Source organism: Streptomyces sp. NPDC058221 (assembly GCF_042882365.1).
Lineage (GTDB): Bacteria > Actinomycetota > Actinomycetes > Streptomycetales > Streptomycetaceae > Streptomyces.
In genome coordinates, this window is record NZ_JBHVWF010000070.1 from 1 (window position 1) to 26,017 (window position 26,017).

General features: G+C 68.6%; 22 protein-coding genes. 9 read left to right on the top strand and 13 right to left on the bottom strand.

Translation table 11 applies throughout. The features are described from left to right. Positions 1-95: 95 nt before the first annotated feature. Positions 96-305 carry a DUF397 domain-containing protein gene (locus ACFVW8_RS22050; protein ID WP_389692520.1) on the bottom strand — a complete coding sequence of 70 codons (210 nt, stop codon included), beginning with the start codon at positions 303-305 and terminating at the stop codon, positions 96-98. After that, positions 302-1,180 (bottom strand): helix-turn-helix domain-containing protein, encoded by an 879-nt coding sequence (locus ACFVW8_RS22055; protein WP_389692582.1) that lies wholly within the window; start codon positions 1,178-1,180, stop codon positions 302-304. The genes ACFVW8_RS22050 and ACFVW8_RS22055 overlap by 4 nt, the downstream gene beginning before the upstream one ends. A 397-nt stretch (positions 1,181-1,577) precedes the next feature. On the opposite strand from ACFVW8_RS22055, the gene ACFVW8_RS22060 reads away from it, so the two are divergent. The 3 genes from ACFVW8_RS22060 (at position 1,578) to ACFVW8_RS22070 (ending at position 3,918) form a co-directional block, all read left to right on the top strand. Next, a complete protein-coding gene (locus ACFVW8_RS22060; RefSeq protein ID WP_389692522.1) occupies positions 1,578-2,546 on the top strand; it encodes a helix-turn-helix domain-containing protein in 969 nt (322 codons plus the stop codon). 11 nt (positions 2,547-2,557) lie between these two features. Next, on the top strand, positions 2,558-3,448 hold the full coding sequence (locus tag ACFVW8_RS22065) for a hypothetical protein (protein ID WP_389692524.1): 891 nt from the start codon (positions 2,558-2,560) through the stop codon (positions 3,446-3,448). 209 nt (positions 3,449-3,657) lie between these two features. After that, positions 3,658-3,918, top strand: coding sequence for a hypothetical protein (locus ACFVW8_RS22070; RefSeq protein WP_389692526.1), 261 nt, complete (start codon positions 3,658-3,660; stop codon positions 3,916-3,918). A gap of 97 nt (positions 3,919-4,015) precedes the next feature. Here ACFVW8_RS22070 and ACFVW8_RS22075 read toward each other — a convergent pair whose 3' ends face one another. The 7 genes from ACFVW8_RS22075 to ACFVW8_RS22105 all read right to left on the bottom strand — a co-directional run bounded on the left by ACFVW8_RS22075 (position 4,016) and on the right by ACFVW8_RS22105 (position 15,399). Further along, entirely contained in the window at positions 4,016-5,161 is a 1,146-nt protein-coding gene (locus ACFVW8_RS22075; protein ID WP_389692528.1) for an ABC transporter ATP-binding protein, read from the bottom strand. Further along, positions 5,154-6,212 carry an ABC transporter ATP-binding protein gene (locus tag ACFVW8_RS22080; protein ID WP_389692530.1) on the bottom strand — a complete coding sequence of 353 codons (1,059 nt, stop codon included), beginning with the start codon at positions 6,210-6,212 and terminating at the stop codon, positions 5,154-5,156. Before ACFVW8_RS22080 ends, ACFVW8_RS22075 begins: the two co-directional genes overlap by 8 nt. 11 nt (positions 6,213-6,223) lie before the next feature. Continuing rightward, positions 6,224-7,174 carry an ABC transporter permease gene (locus ACFVW8_RS22085; RefSeq protein ID WP_389692532.1) on the bottom strand — a complete coding sequence of 317 codons (951 nt, stop codon included), beginning with the start codon at positions 7,172-7,174 and terminating at the stop codon, positions 6,224-6,226. Beyond that, positions 7,167-8,099, bottom strand: a complete 933-nt coding sequence (locus ACFVW8_RS22090) for an ABC transporter permease (RefSeq protein WP_389692534.1) — start codon at positions 8,097-8,099, stop codon at positions 7,167-7,169. The genes ACFVW8_RS22085 and ACFVW8_RS22090 overlap by 8 nt, the downstream gene beginning before the upstream one ends. Before the next feature lie 169 nt (positions 8,100-8,268). Beyond that, positions 8,269-9,909 (bottom strand): ABC transporter substrate-binding protein, encoded by a 1,641-nt coding sequence (locus tag ACFVW8_RS22095; RefSeq protein WP_389692536.1) that lies wholly within the window; start codon positions 9,907-9,909, stop codon positions 8,269-8,271. Positions 9,910-10,499: 590 nt separating this feature from the next. Then, a complete protein-coding gene (gene typA / locus ACFVW8_RS22100; protein WP_389692538.1) occupies positions 10,500-12,371 on the bottom strand; it encodes a translational GTPase TypA in 1,872 nt (623 codons plus the stop codon). Between the two features lie 571 nt (positions 12,372-12,942). Next, a complete protein-coding gene (locus ACFVW8_RS22105) occupies positions 12,943-15,399 on the bottom strand; it encodes an ABC transporter family substrate-binding protein (protein ID WP_389692540.1) in 2,457 nt (818 codons plus the stop codon). Positions 15,400-15,740: 341 nt separating this feature from the next. Between ACFVW8_RS22105 and ACFVW8_RS22110 the strand changes: the two genes are divergently transcribed. Genes ACFVW8_RS22110 through ACFVW8_RS22125 form a run of 4 tightly spaced genes read left to right on the top strand, consistent with a single transcriptional unit; the run spans position 15,741 to position 19,589 of the window. Beyond that, positions 15,741-15,989, top strand: coding sequence for a hypothetical protein (locus ACFVW8_RS22110; RefSeq protein WP_389692542.1), 249 nt, complete (start codon positions 15,741-15,743; stop codon positions 15,987-15,989). 37 nt (positions 15,990-16,026) lie between these two features. After that, entirely contained in the window at positions 16,027-16,902 is an 876-nt protein-coding gene (locus ACFVW8_RS22115) for a hypothetical protein (RefSeq protein ID WP_389692544.1), read from the top strand. Next, positions 16,903-18,816, top strand: a complete 1,914-nt coding sequence (locus tag ACFVW8_RS22120) for a fumarate reductase/succinate dehydrogenase flavoprotein subunit (protein WP_389692546.1) — start codon at positions 16,903-16,905, stop codon at positions 18,814-18,816. It abuts the gene before it with no gap. Further along, complete coding sequence (locus tag ACFVW8_RS22125; RefSeq protein WP_389692548.1) at positions 18,813-19,589, top strand: succinate dehydrogenase/fumarate reductase iron-sulfur subunit; 777 nt, start codon at positions 18,813-18,815, stop codon at positions 19,587-19,589. The genes ACFVW8_RS22120 and ACFVW8_RS22125 overlap by 4 nt, the downstream gene beginning before the upstream one ends. Positions 19,590-19,665: 76 nt before the next feature. On the opposite strand, the gene ACFVW8_RS22130 is transcribed toward ACFVW8_RS22125, so the two are convergent. Genes ACFVW8_RS22130 through ACFVW8_RS22140 form a run of 3 tightly spaced genes read right to left on the bottom strand, consistent with a single transcriptional unit; the run spans position 19,666 to position 22,190 of the window. Beyond that, entirely contained in the window at positions 19,666-20,217 is a 552-nt protein-coding gene (locus tag ACFVW8_RS22130; RefSeq protein ID WP_389692550.1) for an isochorismatase family protein, read from the bottom strand. A gap of 48 nt (positions 20,218-20,265) precedes the next feature. Beyond that, the gene (locus tag ACFVW8_RS22135) at positions 20,266-21,738 is read right to left on the bottom strand and encodes an MFS transporter (RefSeq protein ID WP_389692552.1); all 1,473 of its coding nucleotides are present in this window, start codon (positions 21,736-21,738) and stop codon (positions 20,266-20,268) included. Beyond that, positions 21,735-22,190 (bottom strand): MarR family winged helix-turn-helix transcriptional regulator, encoded by a 456-nt coding sequence (locus tag ACFVW8_RS22140; RefSeq protein ID WP_389692554.1) that lies wholly within the window; start codon positions 22,188-22,190, stop codon positions 21,735-21,737. The genes ACFVW8_RS22135 and ACFVW8_RS22140 overlap by 4 nt, the downstream gene beginning before the upstream one ends. A 169-nt stretch (positions 22,191-22,359) precedes the next feature. Between ACFVW8_RS22140 and ACFVW8_RS22145 the strand changes: the two genes are divergently transcribed. Then, complete coding sequence (locus ACFVW8_RS22145; protein ID WP_389692556.1) at positions 22,360-23,415, top strand: LacI family DNA-binding transcriptional regulator; 1,056 nt, start codon at positions 22,360-22,362, stop codon at positions 23,413-23,415. Between the two features lie 59 nt (positions 23,416-23,474). Here the strand turns inward: ACFVW8_RS22145 and ACFVW8_RS22150 are convergent, their stop codons facing one another. Beyond that, positions 23,475-24,992, bottom strand: a complete 1,518-nt coding sequence (locus tag ACFVW8_RS22150; protein WP_389692558.1) for an MFS transporter — start codon at positions 24,990-24,992, stop codon at positions 23,475-23,477. Positions 24,993-25,150: 158 nt separating this feature from the next. Here ACFVW8_RS22150 and ACFVW8_RS22155 point away from each other — a divergent pair, with 158 nt between their 5' ends. Beyond that, positions 25,151-25,954, top strand: coding sequence for an AraC family transcriptional regulator (locus ACFVW8_RS22155; protein ID WP_389692560.1), 804 nt, complete (start codon positions 25,151-25,153; stop codon positions 25,952-25,954). Positions 25,955-26,017 lie beyond the last annotated feature (63 nt).

The window sequence follows — 26,017 nt, forward strand, 5'->3', positions numbered from 1 at the left end:
CGGGTACACGGGGAAAGGCGCCCGGAACCGATCGGTTCCGGGCGCCTTCTGTTTGTGGAGTCGTTCTGTATGTGGAGTCGTTGAACCTGGCGGGTTCAGTTCTCCGACGCGTAGGACGTGAAGTCGGCCCACGCCCCGGATGCGAAGGCGAGCCGGGGCCCCTGCGCATGCTTGGAGTCGCGCACAAGTACCGCGTCTGTTGTAGCGGCGACCTCAACGCATTCGTTGCTGTTGCTGCTGTCGCTGTAGCTGCTCTTGAACCACTCCAGCCGGGAATCGTCTCCGGCAGGGGTCTGGCTGATCATGTCTCTCCCAGCACTTGCTCGATGAAGGCCAGCGACTCCCGCGGCGTGAGAGCCTGAGCCCGGATGATGCCACACCGCAACTCAACGATCCGGAGATGCTTCGGGTCCGAGACCGGACGGCTGCCGAAGTCGCCCTCGGAGCGCCCCACCGCCGAACCGTCCCTGAACTTCAACACCTGCATCTCCCCACCCATTCCGGCGTGATCGTCGCGTCCGGTCGGCATCACCTGAATCTCGACATTCCTCAACTGGCCCACCTCCAGGAGATGTTCCAGCTGACGCCGCAGCACCATTCTGCCCCCGAGGTGCCGCCGAAGCGTCACCTCTTCCTGGACAAAGCTGAGCTCCGGTCCGGGCGAGCGGTCGAAGATGGACTGCCGGGCCATACGGGCAGCCACCAGCCTCTCCACCTCGTCCGGTGAGAAAGCGGGCCTCCGCATCCCGAACAGCGCCCGCGCATATTCCTCCGTCTGCAACAGACCATGGAGGTTGTGGCTCCCGTACGCCGAGAGTTCGACCGCTTGCGCCTCCAACTTCGCCAGCTCCCGCACCTTCTTCGGGTACCGGACCTCAGCAACGTCCTGCTTCATCGCGGCGATCTTGCCGCCCGCACCGGCCACCTCGTCCGCTCTGTCCAGGAACTCCGGCCGGGGAATGCGCCGGCCGCCCTCCACCTTGTAAACCAGGTCCTCGCCGTACCCCATCGCGGCCCCGAACTCGCCGGCCCGCATCCCCGCCGCCTCCCGCCACGCCTTGATCTGGCGGCCCACTGCCGCGACCACCGCGGCCCCCGACTCGTCATCGGGATCGACGTCCCAGCCGGGCTCGTCCGCCCCGTCCTCGCCCTGTCCCATACCGACCCCGTCCACACTCATCCGTGCCCCACTTCCGACGCGCGTGCCGTTCATCCTCAACCGCCTCTGTTCCCCGCACGTCACGCCGGACGGCCGGGACACCGCTGGACAAGCCCGGGACAAAATCCACCGGGTCGTGGGTGCCCACGACTTACGCGGCCACGACCCGGTCAGCCACGACGCGGCGGCCCACGACGTCTAAAGGCTTTTAAAGAACCAAGAGAAATAACCCAACCAAACCCGCCCCACCCCCGCTCTGACCCGCGTCACTCGCGCGGGTGACAAATGGCAACTCAGCTGGATTTGGGACGGGTTGGCTGGCATATGCTCGCCGCGACAACCACAGACACGAGACGGCCCCGGCCGGGACAGCAAATCCCGACCGAGGCCTGACCACGAGGAAGCAGAGACCTTCCCGATGGATACCCAGCAGATTACCGCGCCCCCGTACGCCCAGCCCGGCCACTCCCCCGGCTTCCCCGGCCCCAACGGCGGCCCGCGCGACGTCACACCGACATCCGGTGTCATCCACGTCAACACCCGCCACGCCTCCGGCTTCGTGATCATCGGCAACCACCTCGCCCAGCACGACGAACTCTCCCTCGTCGCCATCGGGCTCGCTGTGCACATCCAGTCACTGCCCGCCGGAGCGAAAGTCGGCATCAAGGTCCTCACCGACCGCTTCCCCGAGAGCGAAGCCCGTATCGCCGCCGCTTTACGGGAGTTGGAGGCGAAGGGCTACCTGCACCGCAGCCGCGTACGCCTCCCCGAAGGCCGGGTGGTCACCCGCACCGTCTCGTACAACCAACCCGTCACCGACACCTCGACGGCCCCGGCACCACAACCCCGTCGAGCGGCCCCAGCACGCCGAGCGACACCCCCCGAGCCACAGCCCACCCCGGCCCCATGCCCCGCCGCCTCCGAACCCGTGCTGCCGCCCGCCCCCGTCCCTGTTCCGGCTCCCGCCGCACCCCCGCCCCCGCCGCACACACCCACCAACCCCCTGCACCGGACAGCTGCCACCCTCCTCGCCGACCTGCGCCGCCACGCACCCGAACTCACCCTCTCCGAGGGCGACATCCGCACCCTCACCCCCGGCGTCGCCACCTGGCTCGAACGCGACGCCCACCCCGACAGCATCCGCCATGCCCTCACCGCAGACCTCCCCGTCCCCCTGAAACACCCGGCAAAACTGCTCCGCCACCGGATCACCACCCGCATCCCAGCACCGCTCCCCAGCACCACAGACCTCACCGCACCCCGCCGCAAGATCGTCGTCATCCCGCTCCAGAACTGCGAAACCTGCGAACGCGCCTTCCGCGCCACCCACCCCGGCCACTGCCGCGACTGCCGAACCGACACACCTTCAGCCACCAACGCCCCCTGAACGGACCCCACATGGTCAGCTCACCCCACGAGGCAATGCACCGCATCTTCCAGGAGTACCCGGGCCTCTTCTCCCGCGTCACCGAAGTCCTCGGCATCGACATCCCACCACCCACCTCGGCCACCCTCCTGCCCACGGACCTCACCGAAAACAGCCCCGTCGAACGCCGAGTCGACACCCTCCTACGCATCGACACACAACACGACGGACCCTTCCTCCTCGCCATCGAAGCCCAAGGCAAGAAGGACCCCCGCAAGACCACCAGCTGGCCCTACTACGTCAGCTACCTCCACAACCGATACGGTGCCCTGCCCGTCCTCCTCCTCGTCGTCTGCCAGGACCACGCCACCGCCCAATGGGCCGCCGCCCCCATCACCATCGGCCTCCCCCAATGGCCCACCCTCACCCTCAACCCCCTGGTCGCGGGCCCTCACAACATGCCCGTGATCAAGAACGTCGCCGAAGCCCGCAAAGACCTCGCACTCGCCACCCTCGCCGCCATCACACACGCCGACAATCCAGACGTCGGTGCCATACTGAAAACGCTCTCCGCCGCACTACGCGATGTCCCCGAAGCCATTGCCGAACCCATCGCCGAACTCACCGCACAAGGCCTGGGCAACCGCCCGGCCGCACAACAATGGAGGAACCTGGTGGCCGTGGATACCTCTTTCTACAAGTCCTTCATGTCCGAAGAAATCCGGGACGAAGGCCGAGCCCAAGGCAAAACCCAAGGCCGAGCCGAAGGCCTCCTCCTGATCATCGAAGCACGCGGTATCACCCTCACCGACGAGATGCGCGCGAAGATCACCACCTGCACCGACTCCCAACTGCTGGACCAGTGGCTGCAACGCGCCGCCACCGCCACCTCCACCGACGAAGTCTTCACAGACAGCCACTGAGTCCACCCACGCGGCCGCTGCGCGCGACAGCCGCAGCCAGTCGGCTCCGCCCGCCTTGATGCCCAACATCAAGGCGGGCCAGGCAGACCACCTGCAGCGGCCTCGCCACCGCGCTGCGCGAGGCACCGGACAACGTCGCCGAACCCATCGCCGAACTCACCGCACAAGGCCTGGGCAACCGCCCGGCCGCACAACAATGGAGGAACCTGGTGGCCGTGGATACCTCTTTCTACAAGTCCTTCATGTCCGAAGAAATCCGGGACGAAGGCCGAGCCCAAGGCAAAACCCAAGGCCGAGCCGAAGGCCGAGCCGAAGGCCTCCTCCTGATCATCGAAGCACGCGGTATCACCCTCACCGACGAGACCCGCGAGAAGATCACCACCTGCACCGACCCCCACCTCCTCCACCAGTGGCTCCAACGCGCCGCCACCGCCACCACCGCCGAGGAAGTCTTCACCACGGACCTCTGACCGGCCGCCGCCCCTGATCGGGCACAAGAAAAAACGGACCCCTCGGGTTCCCGAAAGGGCACCCGAGGGGTCCGGCGTGTCGCAGCAGGCGGCGTGGTTACGACGCCGCGCCCACCACGTCCTTCTCCTCCGCGAAGTGGCAGGCCGACTCGTGGGCGGCCGGCGTCGTCGAGGTCTTGAAGCGCTCGGGGATCGCCAGCAGCGGCATCTCCTGGGCGCACTTGTCCTCGGCCTTCCAGCAGCGGGTGCGGAAGCGGCAGCCCGACGGCGGGTTGGCCGGGGACGGGACGTCACCGGAGAGGATGATCCGCTCGCGGCCCTCACGGGCCTCCGGGTCCGGCACGGGGACCGCCGACAGCAGCGCCTGGGTGTAGGGGTGCGTCGGGTGGTCGTAGATCTGCGTGTCCGTGCCGATCTCGGCCATCTTGCCGAGGTACATGACCCCGACCCGGTCCGAGATGTGCCGGACGATCGACAGGTCGTGCGCGATGAAGAGGTAGGAGAGGTTGAACTCGTCCTGGAGCTTCCCCATCAGGTTGATGACCTGGGCCTGCACCGACACGTCGAGCGCGGAGACCGGCTCGTCGCAGATGATGATCTCCGGGTTGAGCGCGAGGCCGCGGGCGATGCCGATGCGCTGGCGCTGACCGCCGGAGAACTGGTGCGGGTACCGGTTGATGTACTCCGGGTTGAGACCCACGACGTCCAGGAGCTCCTGCACCTTGCGGCGCCGGTCGCCCTTCGGGGCGGCCTCGGGGTGGATCTCGTACGGCTCCCCGATGATGTCGCCCACCGTCATACGCGGGTTCAGGGAGGTGTACGGGTCCTGGAACACCATCTGGATGTTGCGGCGGACCGCCTTCAGCGCGCGGCCGGACAGCTTGGTGATGTCCTGGCCCTTGTAGAAGACCTCGCCGGCCGTGGCCTGCTCCAGCGTCATCAGGAGCTTGGCGACGGTGGACTTGCCACAGCCGGACTCGCCCACGATGCCGAGCGTCTCGCCCGCGAAGAGATCGAACGAGATCCCGTCCACGGCCTTGACCGCGCCCACCTGCTTCTTGAACAGGATGCCCTGGGTCAGCGGGAAGTGCTTGACCAGGTTACGGACCTGGAGGATCGGCTCGCCCTGCGACACGGGTGCGTCGATGGCGGCTACGGCCTCCGCCTCGGTGGCCGCGTCGACCGTCTCCACTTCGGTGACGTTCGGGGTGGCGTCCACGGGCTCCTTGTTGATGTCAGCCATGGATCGTCTCCTTCCAGAAGTGGCAGGCGCTGCCGCGTCCGACCAGTTCGGTACCGTCCTGCTCGGCCACCGGCGCGAGAGCCGGAATGTCCGTACGGCAGATGTCCTGCGCGGCCGGGCAGCGCGGGTTGAACGCGCAGCCCGACGGCACGTGGAGCAGGTTGGGCGGCAGTCCCTTGATCGCGAAGAGCTCCTGGCCCTTCTGGTCCAGGCGCGGGATCGACTCCAGCAGACCCTTCGTGTACGGGTGCGCCGGACGCTTGTAGATCTCGTGGACCGGAGCGGTCTCGACGATCCGGCCCGCGTACATCACGGCGATCTTGTCGGCGACGTCCGCGACGACACCGAGGTCGTGCGTGATCAGGATCAGGCCCATGTTGTACTCGCGCTGGAGCTCCGCGAGCAGGTCCATGACCTGGGCCTGCACCGTCACGTCGAGCGCGGTGGTCGGCTCGTCCGCGATGATCAGGTCCGGCTCCAGGGCCAGCGCCATCGCGATCATGATGCGCTGGCGCATGCCGCCGGAGAACTGGTGCGGGTAGTCCGAGACCCGCGCCGCGGCGGCCGGGATCTTGACCTGGTCCATCAGGCCGATGGCCTTGGCCTTGGCTTCCTTCTTGGACAGGCCCTGGTGCACCCGGAACATCTCGCCGAGCTGGTAGCCGACGGTGAGGACCGGGTTCAGCGAGGAGAGGGCATCCTGGAAGATCATCGCGATCTTCTGGCCGCGGATCTTCCGGCGCTCCTCGTTGGACATCTTGAGCATGTCCTGGCCGCGGAAGAGGATCTCGCCCTGCGGGATCCTGCCCGGCGGCATGTCGAGGATGCCCATGATGGCCTGCGCCGTCACGGACTTGCCGGAGCCGGACTCCCCGAGAACGGCGAGGGTCTCACCGGCGTCGACGTTGTAGTTGACTCCGTTGACCGCCTTGGCCACGCCGTCGCGGGTGTGGAACTCCACGTGCAGATCACGGACTTCGAGCAGCGGGCCGACATGGTCGGCGCCGCTGCGCGGGGACGGGACGTCGGCCGTCTTGTCGATGGTGGTCACGTTCGCCCTCCTTATCGCGACTTGGGATCGAGGGCGTTACGGACGGCTTCGCCGAGCATGATGAACGCCAGAACGGTGATGCTGAGCATGATCGACGGGTACAGCAGGATGTGCTGTGCTACGCGGATCTGCGCGGAGCCACCGGAGATGTCCATGCCCCACGAGATGGTCGGGTCGGCGAGACCCAGACCCAGGTAGGACAGGGTCGCCTCGGCCGAGATGTAGACACCCAGCGAGATGGTGGCGACGACGATCACCGGGGCCATGGCGTTGGGCAGGATGTGCCGGAAGAGGATCCGGTTGGTGCCCGCGCCGAGCGCTCTGGCCGCCTGGACGTAGTCGGACTGCTTGATGACGATCACCGCACCGCGCATGACTCGTGCGATCTGGGTCCAGCCGAGGAACGCCAGGGCGAAGATGACCACCCAGACCGTCCGGTCGGCGAACGCCTGGAGGACGACCATGGCGCCCAGCAGGAACGGGATCCCGAGGAAGACGTTGGTGAAGAAGCCGGAGAGCAGGGCGTCGACCCAGCCGCCGAAGTAACCGGCGAGCATGCCGACCAGTCCGCCGAACAGCGTCACCAGGAGCGTCACGCAGACGCCGACGGTGACCGAGGCGCGGGTGCCGTAGATGACACGCGCGAAGACGCTGTGGCCCTGGCCGTCGTAGCCGAGCCAGCCCTCGGAGCCGATCTTGCTCAGCTCCGGCTTGCCCAGGTAGTGGTTCGCCAGGTCGACGTGGGTCGGCGAGGCGCTGGTGAACAGGCTCGGGAACACCGCCATCACGAGCAGGATGACGATCAGCACCGACGAGACGATGAAGTACCAGTTGGAGCGCAGGTCCCGCCAGGCATCGCCCCACAGGCTGCGGGCCTTCTCCGCCTTCACGGTCGCCGACGGGTCCGCGAGGGGCGCCTTGGCGTCCTCGGGCGCGGGAGCGGTCTTGGTCACGTCAGGCATAACGGATCCTCGGGTCCAGGACCGCGTACAGCAGGTCGACGATGAGGCTCATGAGGAGATAAACGAGCACCAGGATGGTGACGAGGCCGACGAGCGTCGTGCCCTCGCGCTTGACGATCGACTCGTAGATCGTGCCGCCGACGCCCTTGACGTTGAACAGGCCCTCGGTGACGACCGCGCCGCCCATCAGGGCGCCCAGGTCGGTGCCGAGGAAGGTGATGACGGGGATCAGCGAGTTGCGCATCAGGTGCACACCGACGATGCGGCGCTTGGGAAGACCCTTGGCGATGGCGGTGCGCATGTAGTCCGCGCGCAGGTTCTCGGCCATGGTCGTTCGCGTGAGTCTCGCCACGTAGGCGAGTGACAACGACCCGAGCACGACAGCGGGTGCGATCAGCTCGCTCCACTTGGCGTCGCCGGACACGTTCGGCGAGATCCAGCCGAGCTGGAAGGCGAACACCGTCTTGACGATGAAGCCGAGGACGAACACCGGGATCGAGATGATCAGCAGGGTGAAGACCAGGATCACGTTGTCGCTGAGCCGGCCGGCGCGCAGTCCGGCGAACGTGCCGAGACCGATGCCGATGACGATCTCGATGACGAACGCCATGCCGGCCAGCCGGAGGGTGACGGGGAACGCGTCGCCGAGGACGTCCGTGACGGGACGTCCGCTGGCTATCTGATCACCGAAATCGAAATGCAGGACGATGCCTGTCATGTAATTCCAGTACTGCTGCAGGATCGGCAGATCAAGGCCCTTTTCATGGCGAAGTCTCGCCAGTGTGGCCGGATCGACACCCTTGTCCCCGAAGAGCCCGCGCACGGGGTCACCGGGCAGCGTATAGACCATCAGGAAGATCAGCAGCGTTGTCCCGAGGAAGACCGGGATCATCTGGAGCAGTCGTCGTGCGACATAGCGCCCCATCATGCCTCCATGTAATAGGCAAGCAGCAGCCAACGGGCCCTCCCCCGCACCGACTTCCCCTGTGGGGCGGTCAGTTGCGTGGAAGGGCCCCCCGGCCACCGCGTGCGGACCGGCGCGGACCGTCCTTCAGTGTCGGTCCCGCGCCGGCGCGCGGACTACGTCGGTGTGGTTACTTCTTGACTTCGACCTTGGTCAGGATCGGGTCGCCGTCCTGCGCGTAATCGACGTTCTGGACCTTCTCCGAGTAACCGGCGTTGACCTTGTAGTACCAGAGCGGGATGGAGGGCATGTAGTTCACCAGCTCCTTCTCGATCTTCTGGTAGGCCGCGACGGACTCGTCGAGGGAAGCCGCGGAGTCGGCCTTCTTGATCTCCTCGTCGAGGCCCTTGTTCGAGAAGTCACCCTGGTTACCGGCTGCGCCGGTACGGAACAGGTCCGAGATGAAGTTCGCGTTCACCGGGTAGTCGAGCACCCAGCCGGAGCGGTACAGGGACTTGACCTGCTTGTCGTCACGCGCGTTCGTGTCGGCCTGGAAGTCGGCCTTCGAGTCGGTGGTGCAGGTGACACCGGTGGACTGCTTGATGCTGTTGCAGACCGCCTCGACCCATTCCTTGTGGCCGCCGTCGGCGTTGAACTGGATCGAGATCTTGTTCCCCGGAACGCCGCCACCCTCCTTGATGAGGGCCTTGGCCTTCGCCGGGTCGTACTTGGTGACGTCGCCCGCGGCGTCCTTCTGGTAGCCGAGAACACCCTTGGCGACCCAGCCCGTGGCCGGCTCACGCGTGCCCTGGAGCACGGTCTTGGTGATCGTGTCGCGGTCGATGCCCATCGACAGGCCCTGCAGGACCTTCGGGTCGATGTCCTTGAACTGCTTGGTGTAGAAGGCGACGGCGATCGTCTGGATCGACGAGTACGGCTTGTCCACCGCACGGTCACCCAGGTCGGACCGGTAGACCGGAAGGTCCTTCGGGCCGATCTGGCGCAGCACGTCGACGTTGCCGGACTTCAGGTCCTCGTAGGCGGTCTCCAGGGTGGTGTAGTTCTTGAAGACCACACCGCCGTTCTGCGCCTTGTCCGCACCCTTGTAGTCGTCGTTGCGGACGACCTTGATCTGCTTCTTGTGGTCCCAGCTGACGAACTTGTACGCGCCGTTGCCGACCGGCTTCTCGCCGGCGGCCTTCGGGTCCGCGTAGAAGGACTCGGGCAGCGGGGAGAAGACCGTGTAGCCGAGCTTGTACGAGAAGTACGGCAGCGCGGAGTTGAGCTCGATGGTGAACGTGTAGTCGTCCACCTTCTTCAGACCGGACATGGAGTCCGACTTCGGCTTGGCCTTGGCGTCCTCGGGGTGGACGTCCGAGAAGCCCTTGATGTCGCCGAACCAGGACGCGTTGGTCTGGTTGTTCTTGATGTTCGCGGCCCAGTTCCAGGCCTTGATGTAGGACTCGGCCGTGACGGGCGTGCCGTCGTGGAACTTCCAGTCCTTCTTGAGCTTGACCGTCCAGAGCTTGCTGTCCTTGGTGTCGACAGACTCTGCGTTGATCATCTTGAGCTTGCCGGACGGGTCGTAGTCGACCAGCTGCGAGAAGATCGCGTCGGTGACGATGCTGCCGTTCGACTCCATCGTGTTGGCCGGCTGCAGCGGGTTCTGCGGCTCACCGACCTCGACGGAGAAGATGCCGTCAGCGTTGACAGCTCCCTTGGAGCCGCCCTTGCCCTTGTCGGCGTCACTGTCGCCGCCACCACAAGCAGTCGCAGCCAGGGCGATGACGGCCGCTCCCGCGACCCACTTGGCGCTCTTGGCACCACGCATGGGTTTCCTCCTCATGAGTCCACTTTTGACTACAAGAAGGGCACTGGACTGATACACCGACACCCCTGACGGTGATCGCTTCAGTGCCCTGAGTGTGCTCGTGAGTCGGCACTCCCCACAGTGCGTGACCCATTGACCCGAGCTCAATGGAGCCAACTATTAAGTACGACTGGGCTGTAAACCACACTTAAAGGGTCTCGGTTTGACAACATCCGTCACCCCTCCGGATCAAAATCCGGACAAAGTGATCCCAGACAGACACACCCGAAACGGACTGTTAACACATGTTCCGGAGAGCGACGCCCGATAACCGGACGCTTCGTTCCCAAAATCGGGTTGACCGGCGGGACATTGTGAGCCTGTGTGCGCCGGGCTGATCACGGTGCGCGGGGCCGGATCCTGCGCGCTCTCGGGCGAAGGGGCGCCCGGGGGCTGTCGAGGGCCGCTCAACTCTACGTCAATGCCGGGGCGTGACGGGCCTGTTGGGGACCTGACAGAGCGCCCGCGGGGGTGGCCCCGTCAGGGCACGCGACGGGGCCCTGCACCGCGTACTGCGCGGTGCAGGGCCCCGTTTGCCGGACAGCCGGAGGTCAGCGCTTGGCGCGCGACGCGGAGCGGCCGCGCTCCTTCTGGTCCAGGACGACCTTGCGGATACGGACCGTCTCCGGGGTCACCTCGATGCACTCGTCGTCGCGGCAGAACTCCAGGGACTGCTCAAGCGACAGCTTGCGGGCAGGCACCACGTTCTCCGTGGTGTCCGCGGAGGCCGCACGCATGTTGGTGAGCTTCTTCTCCTTGGTGATGTTCACGTCCATGTCGTCGGCGCGCGAGTTCTCGCCGATGATCATGCCCTCGTAGACCTCCGTGGTGGCCTCGGTGAAGATGACACCGCGCTCCTGGAGGTTGACCATCGCGAACGGCGTCACGACGCCCGCGCGGTCCGCGACCAGCGAGCCGTTGTGGCGGGTGCGCAGGTCACCGAACCACGGCTCGTGGCCCTCGAAGAGGGAGTGCGCGATGCCGGTGCCACGGGTCTGGGTCAGGAACTCCGTACGGAAGCCGATGAGGCCGCGGGACGGCACGATCCACTCCATGCGGACCCAGCCCGAACCGTGGTTCGTCATCGTCTCCATGCGGCCCTTGCGGGTCGCCATGAGCTGTGTGATGGCGCCGAGGTGCTCCTCCGGCGAGTCGATCGTCATGCGCTCGATGGGCTCGTACGTCTTGCCCTCGACCTGCTTGGTGACGACCTGCGGCTTGCCGACCGTCAGCTCGAAGCCCTCGCGGCGCATGGTCTCGATGAGGATGGCCAGGGCGAGCTCACCGCGGCCCTGCACCTCCCAGGCGTCGGGGCGCTCGGTGTCCAGGACGCGGAGCGAGACGTTACCGACCAGCTCGCGGTCCAGACGGTCCTTGATCTGCCGGGCGGTGACCTTGTGGCCCTTGCCGCCCTTGCCGACCAGCGGCGAGGTGTTCGCACCGATGGTCATCGAGATGGCGGGCTCGTCGACCGTGATCAGCGGCAGCGCGATCGGGTTCTCGGGGTCGGCGAGGGTCTCGCCGATCATGATGTCCGGGATACCGGCGATCGCACAGATGTCACCCGGGCCGGCCTTCTCGGCGGGCTTGCGGGTGAGCGCCTCGGTCATCAGCAGCTCGGTGATGCGCACGTTGGACATCGTGCCGTCGCGCTTGATCCACGCGACGGTCTGGCCCTTGCGCAGCTCGCCCTGCTCGACACGGCAGAGCGCGATACGGCCGAGGAAGTTGTCGGCGTCCAGGTTGGTGACGTGGGCCTGGAGAGGCGCTTCCTCGTCGTACTCCGGGGCCGGGACCGCGGAGAGGATCGTGCTGAAGAACGGCTCCAGGCTGTCGCTGTCCTGCGGGACGGTGCCGTCCTCCGGCTTGGTCAGCGAGGCGACGCCGTCACGGGCACAGGCGTAGACGATCGGGAACTCGATCTGGTCCTCGTCGGCGTCCAGGTCCAGGAAGAGGTCGTAGGTCTCGTCGACGATCTCGGCGATCCGGGAGTCCGGACGGTCCGTCTTGTTGACGCAGAGGATGACCGGCAGCTTGGCGTCGAGCGCCTTGCGGAGCACGAAGCGGGTCTGCGGGAGCGGGCCCTCGGACGCGTCGACCAGCAGGACGACCGCGTCCACCATCGACAGGCCGCGCTCGACCTCACCACCGAAGTCGGCGTGACCGGGGGTGTCGATGATGTTGATGGTGATGACGTCGCCGCCATCCTTGGGGTGGTACTTCACGGCCGTGTTCTTGGCCAGGATCGTGATGCCCTTCTCACGCTCCAGGTCGTTCGAGTCCATCATGCGTTCGTCGAGGTTCTCGGCAGCGTGCGCGGCGAAGGCGCCGGCCTGCCTGAGCATGGCGTCGACCAGCGTGGTCTTGCCGTGGTCGACGTGGGCGACGATGGCTACGTTACGGATGTCGTGGCGCGTGGGCATGGGTGGCTTGCGCTTCTCTCGGATCGGGGATTCAGGCGTCTTAGTCGGTCTTGAGTCCTCGTACGCCCGCCGGGCGGACGCGCCACGGCTAGTCCCATGGTACGGGCCCGATGCGTCCCGGGCTTCCCGGGCAGCTTTTACCGGTCACGGGACGGCCCTGCGGCCTCGCGTGCGGCGGCCGGTGCACGCCTGACCGGCGGCTGGTCACACCCCGTGGGAGAGCTGCTCCGGCCCATGGAGCCCGAGCTGTGACGAAGGCCCGCGTCCGCCCCGGTTTCCCGCCCCCGTGGCCGGTTCTTCCGGCTGATTTCACCGGTGATCCTGGCCGCGGTCCCCCGGCGGACGGCACGGACGCGGGGCCTGAGCGGCTCCAGAGGTGGGGCTCCGAAGCCGCGGGTGCCGAGTTGGGGCTCGGCGGACGGCCTCCGTGGTGGTGCCCGAGGAAGGGGCCTCGGAGACCGGGAGGCGGAACGGCTGCCCGGGTCAGCGGGTGGACGCAACCTTGCCCGCCGTCGGGACGGCGGGCAAGGGAATTGAGCCAGTTCTGAGCTTTCGACTCCGCTCTGACCTGCTACTTCTTCTGGTTGGCCGGGGCTCCGGCGGACTGCGGCTTCTTGAAACCGATGTCCTGGTAGTGGGGCACCCCGAAGCCGAAGGCGCCGACGTTCACCAGCTTCTTGTCGGTCGCGACGAGCTGCGGGCGCTGGAAGAGCGGAATCGATCCTGCGGCAGCCCAGATCCGGGCGTCCGCCTGCTTCATCAGATCCCTGGCCGAGCCCTCGTCCAGCTCCGAGGCCGCCCGGTCGAAGAGCTGGTCGATGTGGTCCGTGCCGACGCGCGTGTAGTTCTGCTCGACGAGCAGCGAGCCGTCGGTCGCGGGCTCCGGCTTGGCGTAGATCGGGCGGTCGTCGGTGGCCGGGTAGGCGGTCGCGGGCCAGGAGTACAGCGCCAGGTCGTAGTCACCGGAAGCGACGTGGTCCTGGAAGTAGCTGTCGTCGGAGACCTTGGTGATCTCGGTACGGATCCCGATCGTGTCGAGCATCGACGCGATCTTGTCCCCGACACTGCGCAGCGACTCGGAGCCCGGACCGGACGGCAGGACGAACCGCAGGGTCAGCGGCTTGCCGTTCTTGCCGAGGGGGCCGCGGGCGGCGTCGGGGGCCTGGGCGGGGGCCGCGGTGCCGACCGGTGCGTAGGCGCCGGCGGCGCCACCGGGCTGCCGGTCCTGGGCGGTGACCCTGACCGGGGCGTCCTCGGATGTGCCCGTCTCCCCGAGGCGTCCGGCCTGGCGCAGCAGGGCGGCGCTCTGCACGGCGGCGGCGGGGGCCGGGGCGATGACGTGGGTGGCGGCGCCCTCGGCCTCACCGGGCTTGCCGTCGTCACCGACGATGTAGAGGCCGTCGTCCTTGGAGGGCTCGCGACGCGCGGCGCTGTCGGTCTTGCCGTCGTCCTTTGCGCCCTCGGCCTTCTTCTCCTCGGCCGCCTTCTTCTCCGCGGCCTTCTTCTCCGCGGCCGTCTTGTCCCCGGCCTTGTCCGCGTCCTCCTTCTTGGCTGTCTCCTTCTTCTCCGCGCTGTCCTTCTTCTCCGCGGAATCCTTCTGCTTGTCGCTGTCCTTCTGCTTCTCGCCCTCGCTGCCCGCCTTGGTGCCGTCCGTCCTCTTGAGGGCGCCCTCCCGAGTCCAGCCGGCGTCGGCCAGCAGCGCCTGGGCCTCCTTGGTGTCCTGGGCGCCGAGCGCACCGCTGCTGTCCTTGTATCCGGGCTGTCCGGCCAGCGCCAGGTGGCTGCCGAGCGGAGTGGCGGGCAGGCCGAGCGGTTTGAGTACGGTGTCGGCGAGCTCCTGACGGTCGAGCGCGCGGGCAACCGCCCGGCGCACCCGGTCGTCGGCGAGCGGCCCGGTCTCGCCGTTCAGTGCCAGCTGCGTGTAGGCGGGCTCCAGGGACTTGTGGACCGCGTAGCCACGCAGATCGTTCTGCTCGGTGGCGTACGCCTTGGCGGCCCGGGCCTTCTCGTCCCTGGCCTCCTGCGCCTCCGCGGCCACGTCCTCGTCGGAGCCGTGTGCCAGTGCCCAGGACCGCAGGGCCGCGGCCGGGGTGGTGTCGGAGCCGGGGCCGTGGGCGGGCGGCCCGCTGTTGCCGGCGTCCCGGGCGGCCCGGGCGATGCGGTCGGCGCCCGCCGCGTCGATGTCGGCGACATCCACCTTGCCCTCGGTCAGGGCCTCGGTGCGGTCCTGCGGCTTGACCGCCTTGAAGACCAGCGAGTCGAGCTTGGCCGGGCTGCCCCACCAGCGCGGGTTCCGGGCCAGCGTGACGGAGCCCTTCTCCTTGTCCACACCGCTCAGGCGAAACGGTCCTGCAGTCGCCTTGAGAGTGGTTCGCGCACCGTCGTTGAAGGCGTCCGGGGAGCCCGTCACCTGCTTCGGGTACAGCGGGGAGAAGAGGGAGCGCCAGTCCGCGTACGGCTTGGCGAAGGTGACCTTGACCTCCAGGTCGTCCGCGCCGCGCTCGATCTTCTCGATGCGCTCGTACCCGGCGTTGCGGGCGGTCCAGAACGAGGAGTCCTTGCCGCTCAGCGCCCGCCACTGGGCGACGAAGTCCGGAGCTCCGATCTCCCGGCCGTCGCTCCAGACCGCCTGCTGGTTGAGCCGGTAGAGCACGACCTGCCTGGGCTCGTTCTCGACCACCTTCGCGGACTCCAGGTAGTCCGGGTTGAGCTGCGGACTGCCCTTGGCGTCCATCGGGAAGAGGGTCGGCAGGAGGGCGCCGGTGATCCGGGTGGTGGCGCTGTCGGCGTCGGCCTGGAAGGCGTTGAGGGTGGCGGGCATCGAGTCGATCGCCCAGTTGACCGTGCCGCCCTCGGCGACCTGGGTGCGGGCCGCGGGCGCGACGTCCTGCGGGACGACGGCCGGGGCGGCCTCCTCGTTGCCCGAGCTGCAGCCGGCCAGTACGGGGAGCGTGAGCACACCCGTGGTGAAGAGTGCGAGCGAGCGGCGCTTTCGGGCTGCCCCGCGCGGGACGCCGACGTGGGACATGGCTGATACCTCCGGAGACGGCCCGGACCACCCGTAACCGAATGGACCGGATTATGCGTGTTTGGTGGCATTTGCAGTTGATCACACTGGTTCCGCCCATCCACTGAAGGCGCCCCCGCGCGAGGGACGGCGCAGACACGGCGCAACGGGCCCCGAACCTCACCCGTGCGGCGGAACCCCGAGAGCGGCCGAACCCGCCCACTGGCCGGAATTCGCCACTCCGGGGACCCGCCGGGCCCGCGCTGGCAAGCCCGGGCGGCTCGCTCCCTTCCCAAACGGGATGTGACGCGCGACACTCGCATGCGCATGGCCACCCGCGACTGCGGAAGTGAGATCAAGTCATGTCACTGCAGGACGAATTGACGGCAGTTCAGCACTGTCTCGACGACCTGGTCCGCACCGTCGGGCGGCTGGAGCGGAGCCTCGCGCTGCTGCGCGAGCGCGAGCCCGCGCCGGACCCGCTCGCCCCGGAGGACCACGCCGACCCTGTCGACGGCGTCATCACGATCACCGAGGCGCCGTACGACACCACTCTGTGGACGGACTCGGACGACGAGGGTCTGGGCGTCCGCGGCAGGCACGCCCCCTAGAGGGGGGTGTCTGACGAATGTCTCCTAGGAGAGTTCCTTGGCCACCGGTACGGAAACAGGCACGGATTCAGGCAAAGACCCAGGTGCGGCCCCACCCGCGGAGCCACCGACGGCAGCCCGGACGGCAGGGGTGCACCATCCCTCGCGCGCCGCCATCGCCGCCCGCCACCTGCGGACCGACCGCTGGTGGCTGGCGCCCGCCGTGACGGCGGGCGGGCTGCTCGCCTTCATCGTCTACTCGACCTGGCGGGCCTTCTCGAACGCGGACTACTACGCCGCCCCCTATGTATCGCCGTTCTACTCGCCCTGTCTGGCGGACCACTGCGCACCCATGCGGCACGGCCCGAACTGGGACCTCTTCGGCAGCTGGTGGGGCCTGTCCCCCGCCCTGCTGATCCTGATCTTCCCGCTCGGCTTCCGGCTGACCTGCTACTACTACCGCAAGGCCTACTACCGGGGCTTCTGGGCCTCGCCCCCGGCCTGCGCGGTCGCCGAGCCGCACAAGGCGTACAGCGGTGAGACCCGGTTCCCGCTGATCATGCAGAACATCCACCGGTACTTCTTCTACGCCGCGGTGGCCGTCGCCGGGATCCTCACGTACGACACCGTGCTCTCCTTCCGCGACGAGCACTACGCCTGGGGCCACATGGGTCTCGGCTCGCTGATCTTCGTCGTGAACATCGCCCTGATCTGGGCGTACACCCTGTCCTGCCACTCCTGCCGGCACATCATCGGCGGCCGGCTGCGGCACTTCTCGAAGCACCCCGTGCGCTACCGGCTGTGGGGCTGGGTGGGGCGGCTCAACACACGTCACATGCTGCTCGCCTGGGCCTCGCTGATCAGCGTGGCGGCGTGCGACTTCTATGTGTACCTGGTCGCCTCCGGCGCCTTCGACGATCCGAGGTTTTTCTGAATGACTGAGCTCGAACGGCAGCAGTGGGACGTCGTCGTGGTCGGTGCCGGAGGTGCCGGGCTGCGCGCCGCGATCGAGGCCCGGGAGCGCGGAGCCCGTACCGCCGTCATCTGCAAATCGCTCTTCGGCAAGGCGCACACGGTCATGGCGGAGGGCGGGATCGCCGCCTCCATGGGCAATGTGAACTCCGGGGACAACTGGCAGGTCCACTTCCGCGACACCATGCGCGGCGGGAAGTTCCTCAACCAGTGGCGGATGGCGGAACTGCACGCCAAGGAGGCACCCGACCGGGTCTGGGAGCTGGAGACCTGGGGCGCGCTCTTCGACCGCACCCCCGAGGGCAAGATCTCCCAGCGCAACTTCGGCGGCCACGAATACCCGCGCCTGGCACACGTCGGGGACCGTACCGGCCTCGAACTGATCCGCACCCTCCAGCAGAAGATCGTCTCGCTCCAGCAGGAGGACTACCGGGAATTCGGTGACTACGAGGCACGGCTGAAGGTCTTCCAGGAGTGCACGGTCACCCGCGTCCTGAAGGACGGCGGGAGGGTCTCCGGCACCTTCTGCTACGAGCGCGAGACCGGCCGGTTCTTCGTGCTGGAGGCGCCCGCGGTCGTTCTCGCGACCGGCGGCATCGGCAAGTCGTTCAAGGTGACGTCGAACTCCTGGGAGTACACCGGCGACGGTCACGCGCTGGCCCTGCTGGCGGGCGCACCCCTGCTGAACATGGAGTTCGTGCAGTTCCATCCGACCGGCATGGTCTGGCCGCCCTCGGTCAAGGGCATCCTCGTCACCGAATCGGTGCGCGGCGACGGCGGAGTGCTGCGGAACTCCGAGGGCAAGCGGTTCATGTTCGACTACGTCCCCGATGTGTTCAAGGAGAAGTACGCGCAGTCGGAGGAGGAGGGCGACCGCTGGTACGAGGACCCGGACAACAACCGCCGTCCGCCCGAGCTGCTGCCGCGCGACGAGGTCGCCCGCGCCATCAACTCCGAGGTGAAGGCGGGCCGCGGATCGCCGCACGGCGGGGTCTTCCTGGATGTGTCGACCCGGATGTCACCGGAACGGATCCGGCGCAGGCTGCCGTCGATGTACCACCAGTTCAAGGAGCTGGCGGATGTCGACATCACGGCCGAGGCGATGGAGGTCGGTCCGACCTGTCACTACGTGATGGGCGGCATAGCCGTCGACTCCGACACCGCCGCCGCCTTCGACGTGCCGGGGCTCTACGCGGCCGGCGAGGTGGCGGGCGGCATGCACGGCTCCAACCGGCTCGGCGGGAACTCCCTCTCCGACCTGCTGGTCTTCGGCCGCCGGGCCGGACTGCACGCCGCCGGGTACGCCGAGTCCCTTGAGGCCCTGCCGGTGGTGGACGAGGCGCAGATCGACGCCGCGGCCACGGAGGCACTGCGTCCGTTCAGTGCGGAGGAGCTGACCGAGGGTGCGCCGACGGAGAATCCGTACACCCTGCACCAGGAACTCCAGCGGACGATGAACGACCTGGTCGGCATCATCCGGCGGGCCCCCGAGATGGAGCAGGCCCTGGAGAAGCTGGCCGGACTGCGGGAACGGGCCCGGCGGGCCGGGGTCGAGGGGCACCGCCAGTTCAACCCCGGCTGGCACCTCTCCCTGGACCTGCGCAACATGCTGCTGGTCAGCGAGTGCATCGCACGGGCCGCGCTGGAGCGCACCGAGAGCCGCGGCGGCCATACCCGTGAGGACTGCCCCGCCATGGAGCGCTCCTGGCGCCCGGTCAATCTGCTGTGCCGGCCGGCCGATGTCTCCGCCGCGCCGCTGGAGGGCCGGATCGACCTCGTACGCACGGTCACCGAACCCATCCGTCCGGATCTGCTCTCCCTCTTCGAGAAGGAGGAGCTGGTCAAGTACCTCGCCGAAGAGGAGCTGTACGAGTGAGCAGCTACAACGCACGGTTCAGGGTGTGGCGCGGGGACACCGACGGCGGTGGTCTGGAGGACTACGCGGTCGAGGTCAACGACGGCGAGGTCGTCCTCGACATCATCCACCGCATCCAGGCCACCCAGGCCGGTGATCTGGCGGTGCGGTGGAACTGCAAGGCCGGCAAGTGCGGTTCGTGCAGCGCGGAGATCAACGGACGGCCGCGGCTGATGTGCATGACGCGCATGTCGGTGTTCGACCGTGAGGAGACGATCACCGTCACCCCGCTGCGGGCCTTCCCGGTGGTGCGCGATCTGGTGACCGATGTGTCGTTCAACTACACCAAGGCCCGGGAGGTGCCCTCCTTCGTGCCCCCGGAAGGGGTAAAGGCGGGCGAGTACCGGATGCAGCAGGTCGATGTGGACCGCTCGCAGGAGTTCCGCAAGTGCATCGAGTGCTTCCTGTGCCAGGACACCTGCCATGTGGTGCGTGACCACGAGGAGAACAAGGCGGCCTTTGCCGGTCCGCGCTTCCTGATGCGGGTCGCGGAGCTGGACATGCACCCGCTGGACGCCGCCGCCGAGTCCGGGCTCGACCGGAAGGCGACGGCCCAGGAGGAGCACGGGCTCGGCTACTGCAACATCACGAAGTGCTGTACGGAGGTGTGCCCCGAGCACATCAAGATCACCGACAACGCGCTGATCCCGCTGAAGGAGCGGGCCGTGGACCGCAAGTACGACCCGCTGGTGTGGCTGGGGAACAAGATCCGCCGGCGGGATCCGTCGTCCTGAAGGGCTCGGCCGGTCGCGGATTCGTTCCTGACGACTCGTCGCGGCGGTCCCGGCCCGGGGCCGCCGCGACGGGCGGTCAGCCCAGCAGCTTGACGATCGCGGCGGTGGTGTCGGTCTCACCGAGACGCGGGAAGATCCGCTCGATGCTGTTCTCGTGGGCCTCTGCGCTCATGTCGGTCACGGCGTCCGTGGCGACGGTGACGTGGTAGCCGTACTCGTACGCCGAGCGGGCGGTGGACTCGACACCGATGCTGGTCGCGATCCCGGTCACCACGACCTGGGTCACACCGCGGCGGCGCAGCTGAAGGTCGAGGTCGGTGCCGTAGAAGGCGCCCCACTGCTGCTTGGTGACGACGATGTCGCCGTCCTTCGGGCCGAGCTCGGGGACGATCTCGGCCCAGTCGGCGGCCGGCTGCCCGGAGCGGGCCGGGCCCTCGGTGCGGCCGGGTGCCCCGCCGGTGACACGGACCAGGACGACCGGGAGGCCCTTGGCCCGGAACGCGTCGGCGAGGGTCGCCGAGTGCGCGATGACGTCGGCGCTGGGGTGGGCGGTGGGCAGACCGGTGATGCCCTTCTGGAGGTCGACGACGACCAGCGCGGTCTTCGGGTCGAGGGTGGTGGCGCTCATGATGGTGCTCCTTGGTTCTTCAGCGGGCGTTCTTCTGGGGATGGTGGTTCAGGTGCGGCCGCGCAGGGCGCGGTCGGTGAGGGTCAGGACGATCAGCACGACGCCGAGCACGGCCGAGACACCGGCCATCAGGTGCAGGCCGTGATCGCTGGCCGACTGCCCGTACGCGAGCGCGATCAGGCTGGACGCGGTGATGGCCCCTATGTACTGGGCGGTGCGCTGGAGGCCTGCTGCGGAGCCGATGGACTCGGCTGGGGCGTAGGCCTGGACGGCGGCCTGGTTGCTCGTGCCGATCAGCCCCTGCGGGATGCCGAAGCAGGCCCCGGCGAGCAGCAGGACCGCGAGCGGGGTGTCCCCGGAGAGGAACACCAGCACGCCGGCCCCGACCGTGAGCAGGACGCAGGCGAGGGCGAGCGGGCCGCGGATGCCCTTCGTGCGGGCGCCGAGCAGCGAACAGACCAGGGCGGCGACGGACATCGGCAGCATCAGCAGACCGGTGTGCCCGGACGAGTAGCCACGGACTTCCTCCAGCCACTGTGTGTACCCGTACATCACGCAGTAGATCAGCAGGTAGCTGATTCCGTGCCGCAGGTACGTCCGTGAGAGCGCGGCGTTTCCCGCCAGCATCCGCAGGTCGATGAAGGGGTGCGAGGTGCGCAGCTGCCACCGGACCAGCGCGGCTGTCAGGACGGCGAAGGGGGCCAGCAGCCACCACATCGGATGGGCGAGATCCAGCAGGAAGAAGACCAGGACGGTGAGGGCGGCGGAGAAGAGCATGATGCCGAGCGGGTCCAGGTCGAGCCGTGGCGTAGTGCCGTCGGCGGCGCGTCTGCGAGGCGGGTCGGCCGGGATCCACAGCAGGGCGGCACCGAAGGCGACGAGCGCGACGGGCACGTTGACGGCGAAGATGCCCCGCCAGCCGACGGCCATGACCAGCAGCCCGCCGAGCGTGGGCCCGACCGCCGCGCTGCCGAGCGCGGCGAAGGAGAGCCGGGCCAGGACGGGACGCGGGGTGGCCCGGCCGATCCGGGCGGACTCGTCGCGCAGCACCGCCATGGCGGCCGGATAAGCGGCCGACGTACCGATGCCGAGCAGCATCCTGGACACGATCAGCCAGCCGAAACTCGGTGCCACCGTCCCGACCAGGCCGGATGCGATGACGACGACGAGACCGGCGAGGAAGACCCGGCGGGGGCCGATCACATCGGCGAGCCTGCCCAGTACGGGCTGGGCTACGGCGCTGGCGAGATAGAGGACCGAGATCAGCCAGGCGGTGTCGGCGGCCCCGATGTCGAAGTGGTGCCCGATCGCCACCAGCGCGGTGGAGATCATCGTGGTGTTGAGGGGGTTGAGCAGTGAGCCGAGCAGCAGCGGGGCGGTGAGCCGGGCGCTGAATCCGGGGGCGGCCGCTTCGGCCGGCGCCGGCGGCGGTACGGGTGCCGGTGGCTCCTGCGGTATCGCTGCGGGGACCGCGTCCGGCTCCTGCGGTATCGCTGCGGGGACCGCGTCGCGGCCGGTCATGAACCGACCAGGCGGTCCAGGAGGGCGGTCGCCTCGGCAACGGTGCGGCGCTCCGCCCCGTCCAGCTCGGCGGCGATCGCCTCGGCGAGCCAGTTGCGCTTCGCGGCCCGGACCTGCGCGAGGGTCGTACGTCCGCTGTCGGTGATCGACATGACCGACTTGCGCCCGTCGTCCGGATCGGGCGACCGCTCGACGAGTCCCTGTTCCTCCAGAGCGCCCAGGGTCAGCCGCATGGACTGCGGGCGCACGAACTCGGCGCGGGCCAGCGCGGCCGTGGTGGCCGGGCCCCCGTCGTCGATCCGGGCCAGCACCGAGCGCTGGGTCGGCGTGAGCAGGCTCTCCGATGACGAGGAACGCAGCCGTCGCAGGAGCCTGCCGACGACGCCGGCGAGCTCGTTCGCCACCTGCTCGGCGGTGGGGTCGACGGGGGCGGAACCGGACGATTGCGTCATGCGTCCACCGTAGAAGATGCACAGGGCATCTTGCAAGGTAGCCTGCCTATCCCTCCCCGGTCGCCGCGTGGCCTTGCTCGCGCCCGGCCTGCGATCTAGGGTGAATGCGCTTTCAAAACGTGTATGTCGGTACGTGTCGGTACGGAAGAAGAAGCGGACGGTCGGTCGAGTGAGCGCCCCAACGGTGTACGACGTCGCCGAGCGATCGGGCGTCTCCATCGCCACGGTTTCGCGGGTCTACCGCAACCCGGATTCGGTGCGCGCCCAGACCCGTGAACGGGTCCTGGAGGCGGCGCGCGAGCTCGGCTACGTACCGAGCGGCAACGCCCGGGGACTGGCAAGCCGCACCACCGGCGTGCTCGGCCTGTGCTTCCCGGACTACGCGGACCCGGACGCCGAGGCCGACGCCGAGGCGGACAGCGACGCCGACGACGCGGTGATGCTCTACTCCGACCAGATCATCCGCGGCATGGAACGGGCCGCCAGGCGGCACGGCTACGCGCTGCTGATCGCGGCGTCACTGGAGGGCGGGCCGGAGAGCCTCGTCGCGAAGGTCGCGGGGCGGGTCGACGGCTTCGCCGTACTGGCGCAGACCGTACCGACCGAGGATCTGGAAGTGATATCGCGCCGGCTGCCGGTCGTGATGCTCGCCGGACCCCGCGAGATCGACCACCTCGACCACATCGTCGTCGCCAACGCCGACGGCGAGCGCGAACTGACCCGCCACCTGATCGAGGACCACGGCCTGCGCCGGCTCGCCTTCATCGGCGGCGACGTGGACTCACCGGACGCCGAGGCGCGGTTCCGGGGGTTCCAGGAGGCATGCCGCGACGCCGGCCTCCCGGTGCCGGACGCACCGGATCTGCGGACGACGATGATGAAACAGGCCGAGGGCGCCGAGGCCGCCGAAACCCTGCTGGACCGACGCGCCGAACGGCCCGAGGCCATGCTGTTCGCCAACGACCAGATGGCGGTGGGCGCCCTGCGCGCACTGGCGCGACGCGGGGTCCGCGTACCCCAGGACATGGCGGTGACCGGCTTCGACGGGATCCCCCTCAGCCGGATCGTCCAGCCATCACTGACGACGGTACGCCAGCCGATCCGCCAACTCGGCGAACAAGCAGTCGAGTTGCTGATCAAGAGACTGGGCGACAGCAGCCGCGACCCGGTTTCCCTCACGCTCCCGGTGTCCCCGATCCACCGCAGCAGCTGCGGCTGCGGCTGACCGCCTCGGAGCCGCAGCCGATCACGGCCGCTCCGTGCCTGGCGCCCCGGCAGTGACGGCTACGCCTGGTGCAGGTGGTCGGCGTGGTCGATGTGGTCGATGTGGTCGGCGTGGTCGGCGTGGTCGGTCGGAGCTTCACCGGCATCGAACGGGGTCTCCGGGCGGTGCCCTTTCCCCGGCAGGGCGGCCACGAGGACAGCACCGAGCGCGAGGAGGGCCGCCGCGACGGTGAGCGCGAGCGAGAAGCCCTCCGTCGCAGCCTCCAGGGGGCCGGTCCGCGAGGACAGGGCGTCGCTGTGGCGCGTGGCCAGAGCGACGAGCACCGCCACACCCACGGCGCCGCCGACTTGTTGGACGGAGCTCAGGACTGCTGAGCCGAGTCCTGCGTTCTCCTCCGTGGTGCCCGTGAGCGCGGCAACGGTCAGGGCGGGCAGACTCAGTCCGCATCCGAGGCTCGTGACGAGCATGCCGGGCAGCACTCCGGAGGCGTAGCCGTCGTCGGGTGCCACTCCGGACAAGAGCAGGAATCCGGCCACGCCGATCAGGAACGACAGGATCAGGGCCGGGCGCAGGCCGAGCCTGACCACTGCTCGCGAGGAGAGCCATATGCCCGTCAGGATGCCTGCGCAGTAGGGCAGGTAGGCGAGGCCGGCCGCGAGGGGGCGGTAGCCGAGCACGGTCTGCAGGTGGACCATCAGCAGAAAGGCCATCGCGTACATGGCGGCGGAGAACAGCAGGGTGGCCCCGTTGGCGACGGCGCGGAACCGGAAGGACAGGAACGACAACGGCACCAGCGGCTCGGCGGTCCGTGCCTCGACCGCGACGAAGGCGACGGCAAGGACTAGGGCCAGCACCAGCGGCCCGACAGCGGTGATGTCTCCCAGCCCCGACTCCCCCGCCCTGAGCAGCCCATAGACCAGGGAAACCAGGGCGCAGGTGCCCAGTACGGCACCGGGTACGTCGAGGCGCGCCACGCGCTCGGCCCGGCTTTCGGGGACCAGGCGCGGGAGCAGTACAAGGGCCACGAGGGCCACCGGCAGGTTGATCAGGAAGATCCAGCGCCAGGACGCGAGGCCGGTCAGCGCGCCGGAGATCACCAGGCCCAGCGTTCCGCCAAGACCGGCGATACCGCCCCAGATACCGAACGCCTTGGCGCGCTCCGCCGTACCGGAGAAGAGGAGTGTGATCAGTGCCAGCGCGGCGGGGCCGGCCATGGCCGCTCCCGCGCCCTGGACGAAGCGGCCGGTCACGAGCTGCCATGGTTCCTGAGCGAGCGCGCAGACGAGGCTGGCCGCACCGAACAGAGCCACACCGGCCAGGAAGACACGCCTGCGGCCCAGCAGGTCGGCCATGCGGCCGAACAGCAGCAACAGACCGCCGAAGGCGAGGAAGTAGGCGTTGACGACCCAGGCCAGGCCCGCGGTGCCGAAGCCGAGGTCATCGCGCATGCTGGGGAGGGCGACGCTCACCACGTTGTCGTCCAGGACGAGCATGAACTGTACGAAGCACAGCACTACCAGGGCCGGCCCGCGGCGCCCAACAACCGGTTCCGTGGCAGTGTTTGACCGCTGCGTCATACCGGGCGCCCCGTCCTCGTGGGCGTCAGGTGCGAACGGTGGCAGCGCCCGTGGCGGGGAGGGTTCATCGGCATGGGACGACGCTATGCACCGGCCGCTCTGGCTGCCATCCGCTGCGGGGCCATGTCATATCGCGTTGGGGACATAGGCTGGGGAGCATGACCGATGCCCTCATGGGGGACGTCCCGGCCGGGGTGGGCGCGATCGTCGTCGGGACTTTCCCGCTGGCGTCCGGGCAGTGGTTCGTGCCGCACAGTCACCCGCGGCACCACCAGTTGGCCTGGGCGCGGCGCGGCGTCCTCGGCGTCGCTGTCGACGATGTGCACTGGGTGCTGCCTCGGACACGGGCGCTCTGGCTGCCCGCGGGGATTGTCCACCGGACCGGTGCGACCCGCGACGCGGTGCTGTGCAGCCTCTACTTCGCCCAGGACAGGTGCGATCAGGACTGGACCGAGCCGACGCCGGTCGGCGTCGACGGGCTGCTGGCCCATCTGATCGGCTACCTCGGCCGCGAAGAACTCCACGATGACGCCCGGCTACGGGCCGAGGGCGTCGTGCTGGATCTGCTGCATCCCTTGCCGGCCACACCCATCGACGTACCGGACCCCGCCGACGACCGCGTACGCGCCGTGGCCGACGCCCTGCTGGCCGAACCGGGCGACCCCCGCAGCCTTGAAGCCCACGCACGGGCCGTCGGGGTGAGCCGACGCACCCTGACCCGCCTCTTCGTCCATGACACCGGCATGAACTTCGACCGATGGCGCACCCATGTACGGCTGCGGGCAGCTCTTCCCCTCCTCGCCGAGGGCCAGCCCGTTTCCCGGGTCGCGCACACCGTCGGATACGCGACACCGAGCGCCTTCCTCGCGGCCTTCCGGCGAACCGTCGGCACGTCCCCGGGACGCTACCTCCATGGCGACGCCATATTCGAGGCACCTGTCGCGACCACCGCCGAAGAATGATCGCTGCCGGAGTCCGGCCCCCAACGGCCACCGGCCCACACGCACGCGCACGCCGGGCCCACG

Bases quoted from the DNA above. Each gene is read 5' to 3' on its own strand.
- ACFVW8_RS22050 (WP_389692520.1), bottom strand. From the start codon at position 305: ATGATCAGCCAGACCCCTGCCGGAGACGATTCCCGGCTGGAGTGGTTC.
- ACFVW8_RS22055 (WP_389692582.1), bottom strand. From the start codon at position 1,180: ATGAGTGTGGACGGGGTCGGTATGGGACAGGGCGAGGACGGGGCGGAC.
- ACFVW8_RS22060 (WP_389692522.1), top strand. From the start codon at position 1,578: ATGGATACCCAGCAGATTACCGCGCCCCCGTACGCCCAGCCCGGCCAC.
- ACFVW8_RS22065 (WP_389692524.1), top strand. From the start codon at position 2,558: ATGGTCAGCTCACCCCACGAGGCAATGCACCGCATCTTCCAGGAGTAC.
- ACFVW8_RS22075 (WP_389692528.1), bottom strand. From the start codon at position 5,161: ATGGCTGACATCAACAAGGAGCCCGTGGACGCCACCCCGAACGTCACC.
- ACFVW8_RS22085 (WP_389692532.1), bottom strand. From the start codon at position 7,174: ATGCCTGACGTGACCAAGACCGCTCCCGCGCCCGAGGACGCCAAGGCG.
- ACFVW8_RS22090 (WP_389692534.1), bottom strand. From the start codon at position 8,099: ATGGGGCGCTATGTCGCACGACGACTGCTCCAGATGATCCCGGTCTTC.
- ACFVW8_RS22095 (WP_389692536.1), bottom strand. From the start codon at position 9,909: ATGCGTGGTGCCAAGAGCGCCAAGTGGGTCGCGGGAGCGGCCGTCATC.
- typA (WP_389692538.1), bottom strand. From the start codon at position 12,371: ATGCCCACGCGCCACGACATCCGTAACGTAGCCATCGTCGCCCACGTC.
- ACFVW8_RS22105 (WP_389692540.1), bottom strand. From the start codon at position 15,399: ATGTCCCACGTCGGCGTCCCGCGCGGGGCAGCCCGAAAGCGCCGCTCG.
- ACFVW8_RS22110 (WP_389692542.1), top strand. From the start codon at position 15,741: ATGTCACTGCAGGACGAATTGACGGCAGTTCAGCACTGTCTCGACGAC.
- ACFVW8_RS22120 (WP_389692546.1), top strand. From the start codon at position 16,903: ATGACTGAGCTCGAACGGCAGCAGTGGGACGTCGTCGTGGTCGGTGCC.
- ACFVW8_RS22130 (WP_389692550.1), bottom strand. From the start codon at position 20,217: ATGAGCGCCACCACCCTCGACCCGAAGACCGCGCTGGTCGTCGTCGAC.
- ACFVW8_RS22135 (WP_389692552.1), bottom strand. From the start codon at position 21,738: ATGACCGGCCGCGACGCGGTCCCCGCAGCGATACCGCAGGAGCCGGAC.
- ACFVW8_RS22140 (WP_389692554.1), bottom strand. From the start codon at position 22,190: ATGACGCAATCGTCCGGTTCCGCCCCCGTCGACCCCACCGCCGAGCAG.
- ACFVW8_RS22150 (WP_389692558.1), bottom strand. From the start codon at position 24,992: ATGACGCAGCGGTCAAACACTGCCACGGAACCGGTTGTTGGGCGCCGC.
- ACFVW8_RS22155 (WP_389692560.1), top strand. From the start codon at position 25,151: ATGACCGATGCCCTCATGGGGGACGTCCCGGCCGGGGTGGGCGCGATC.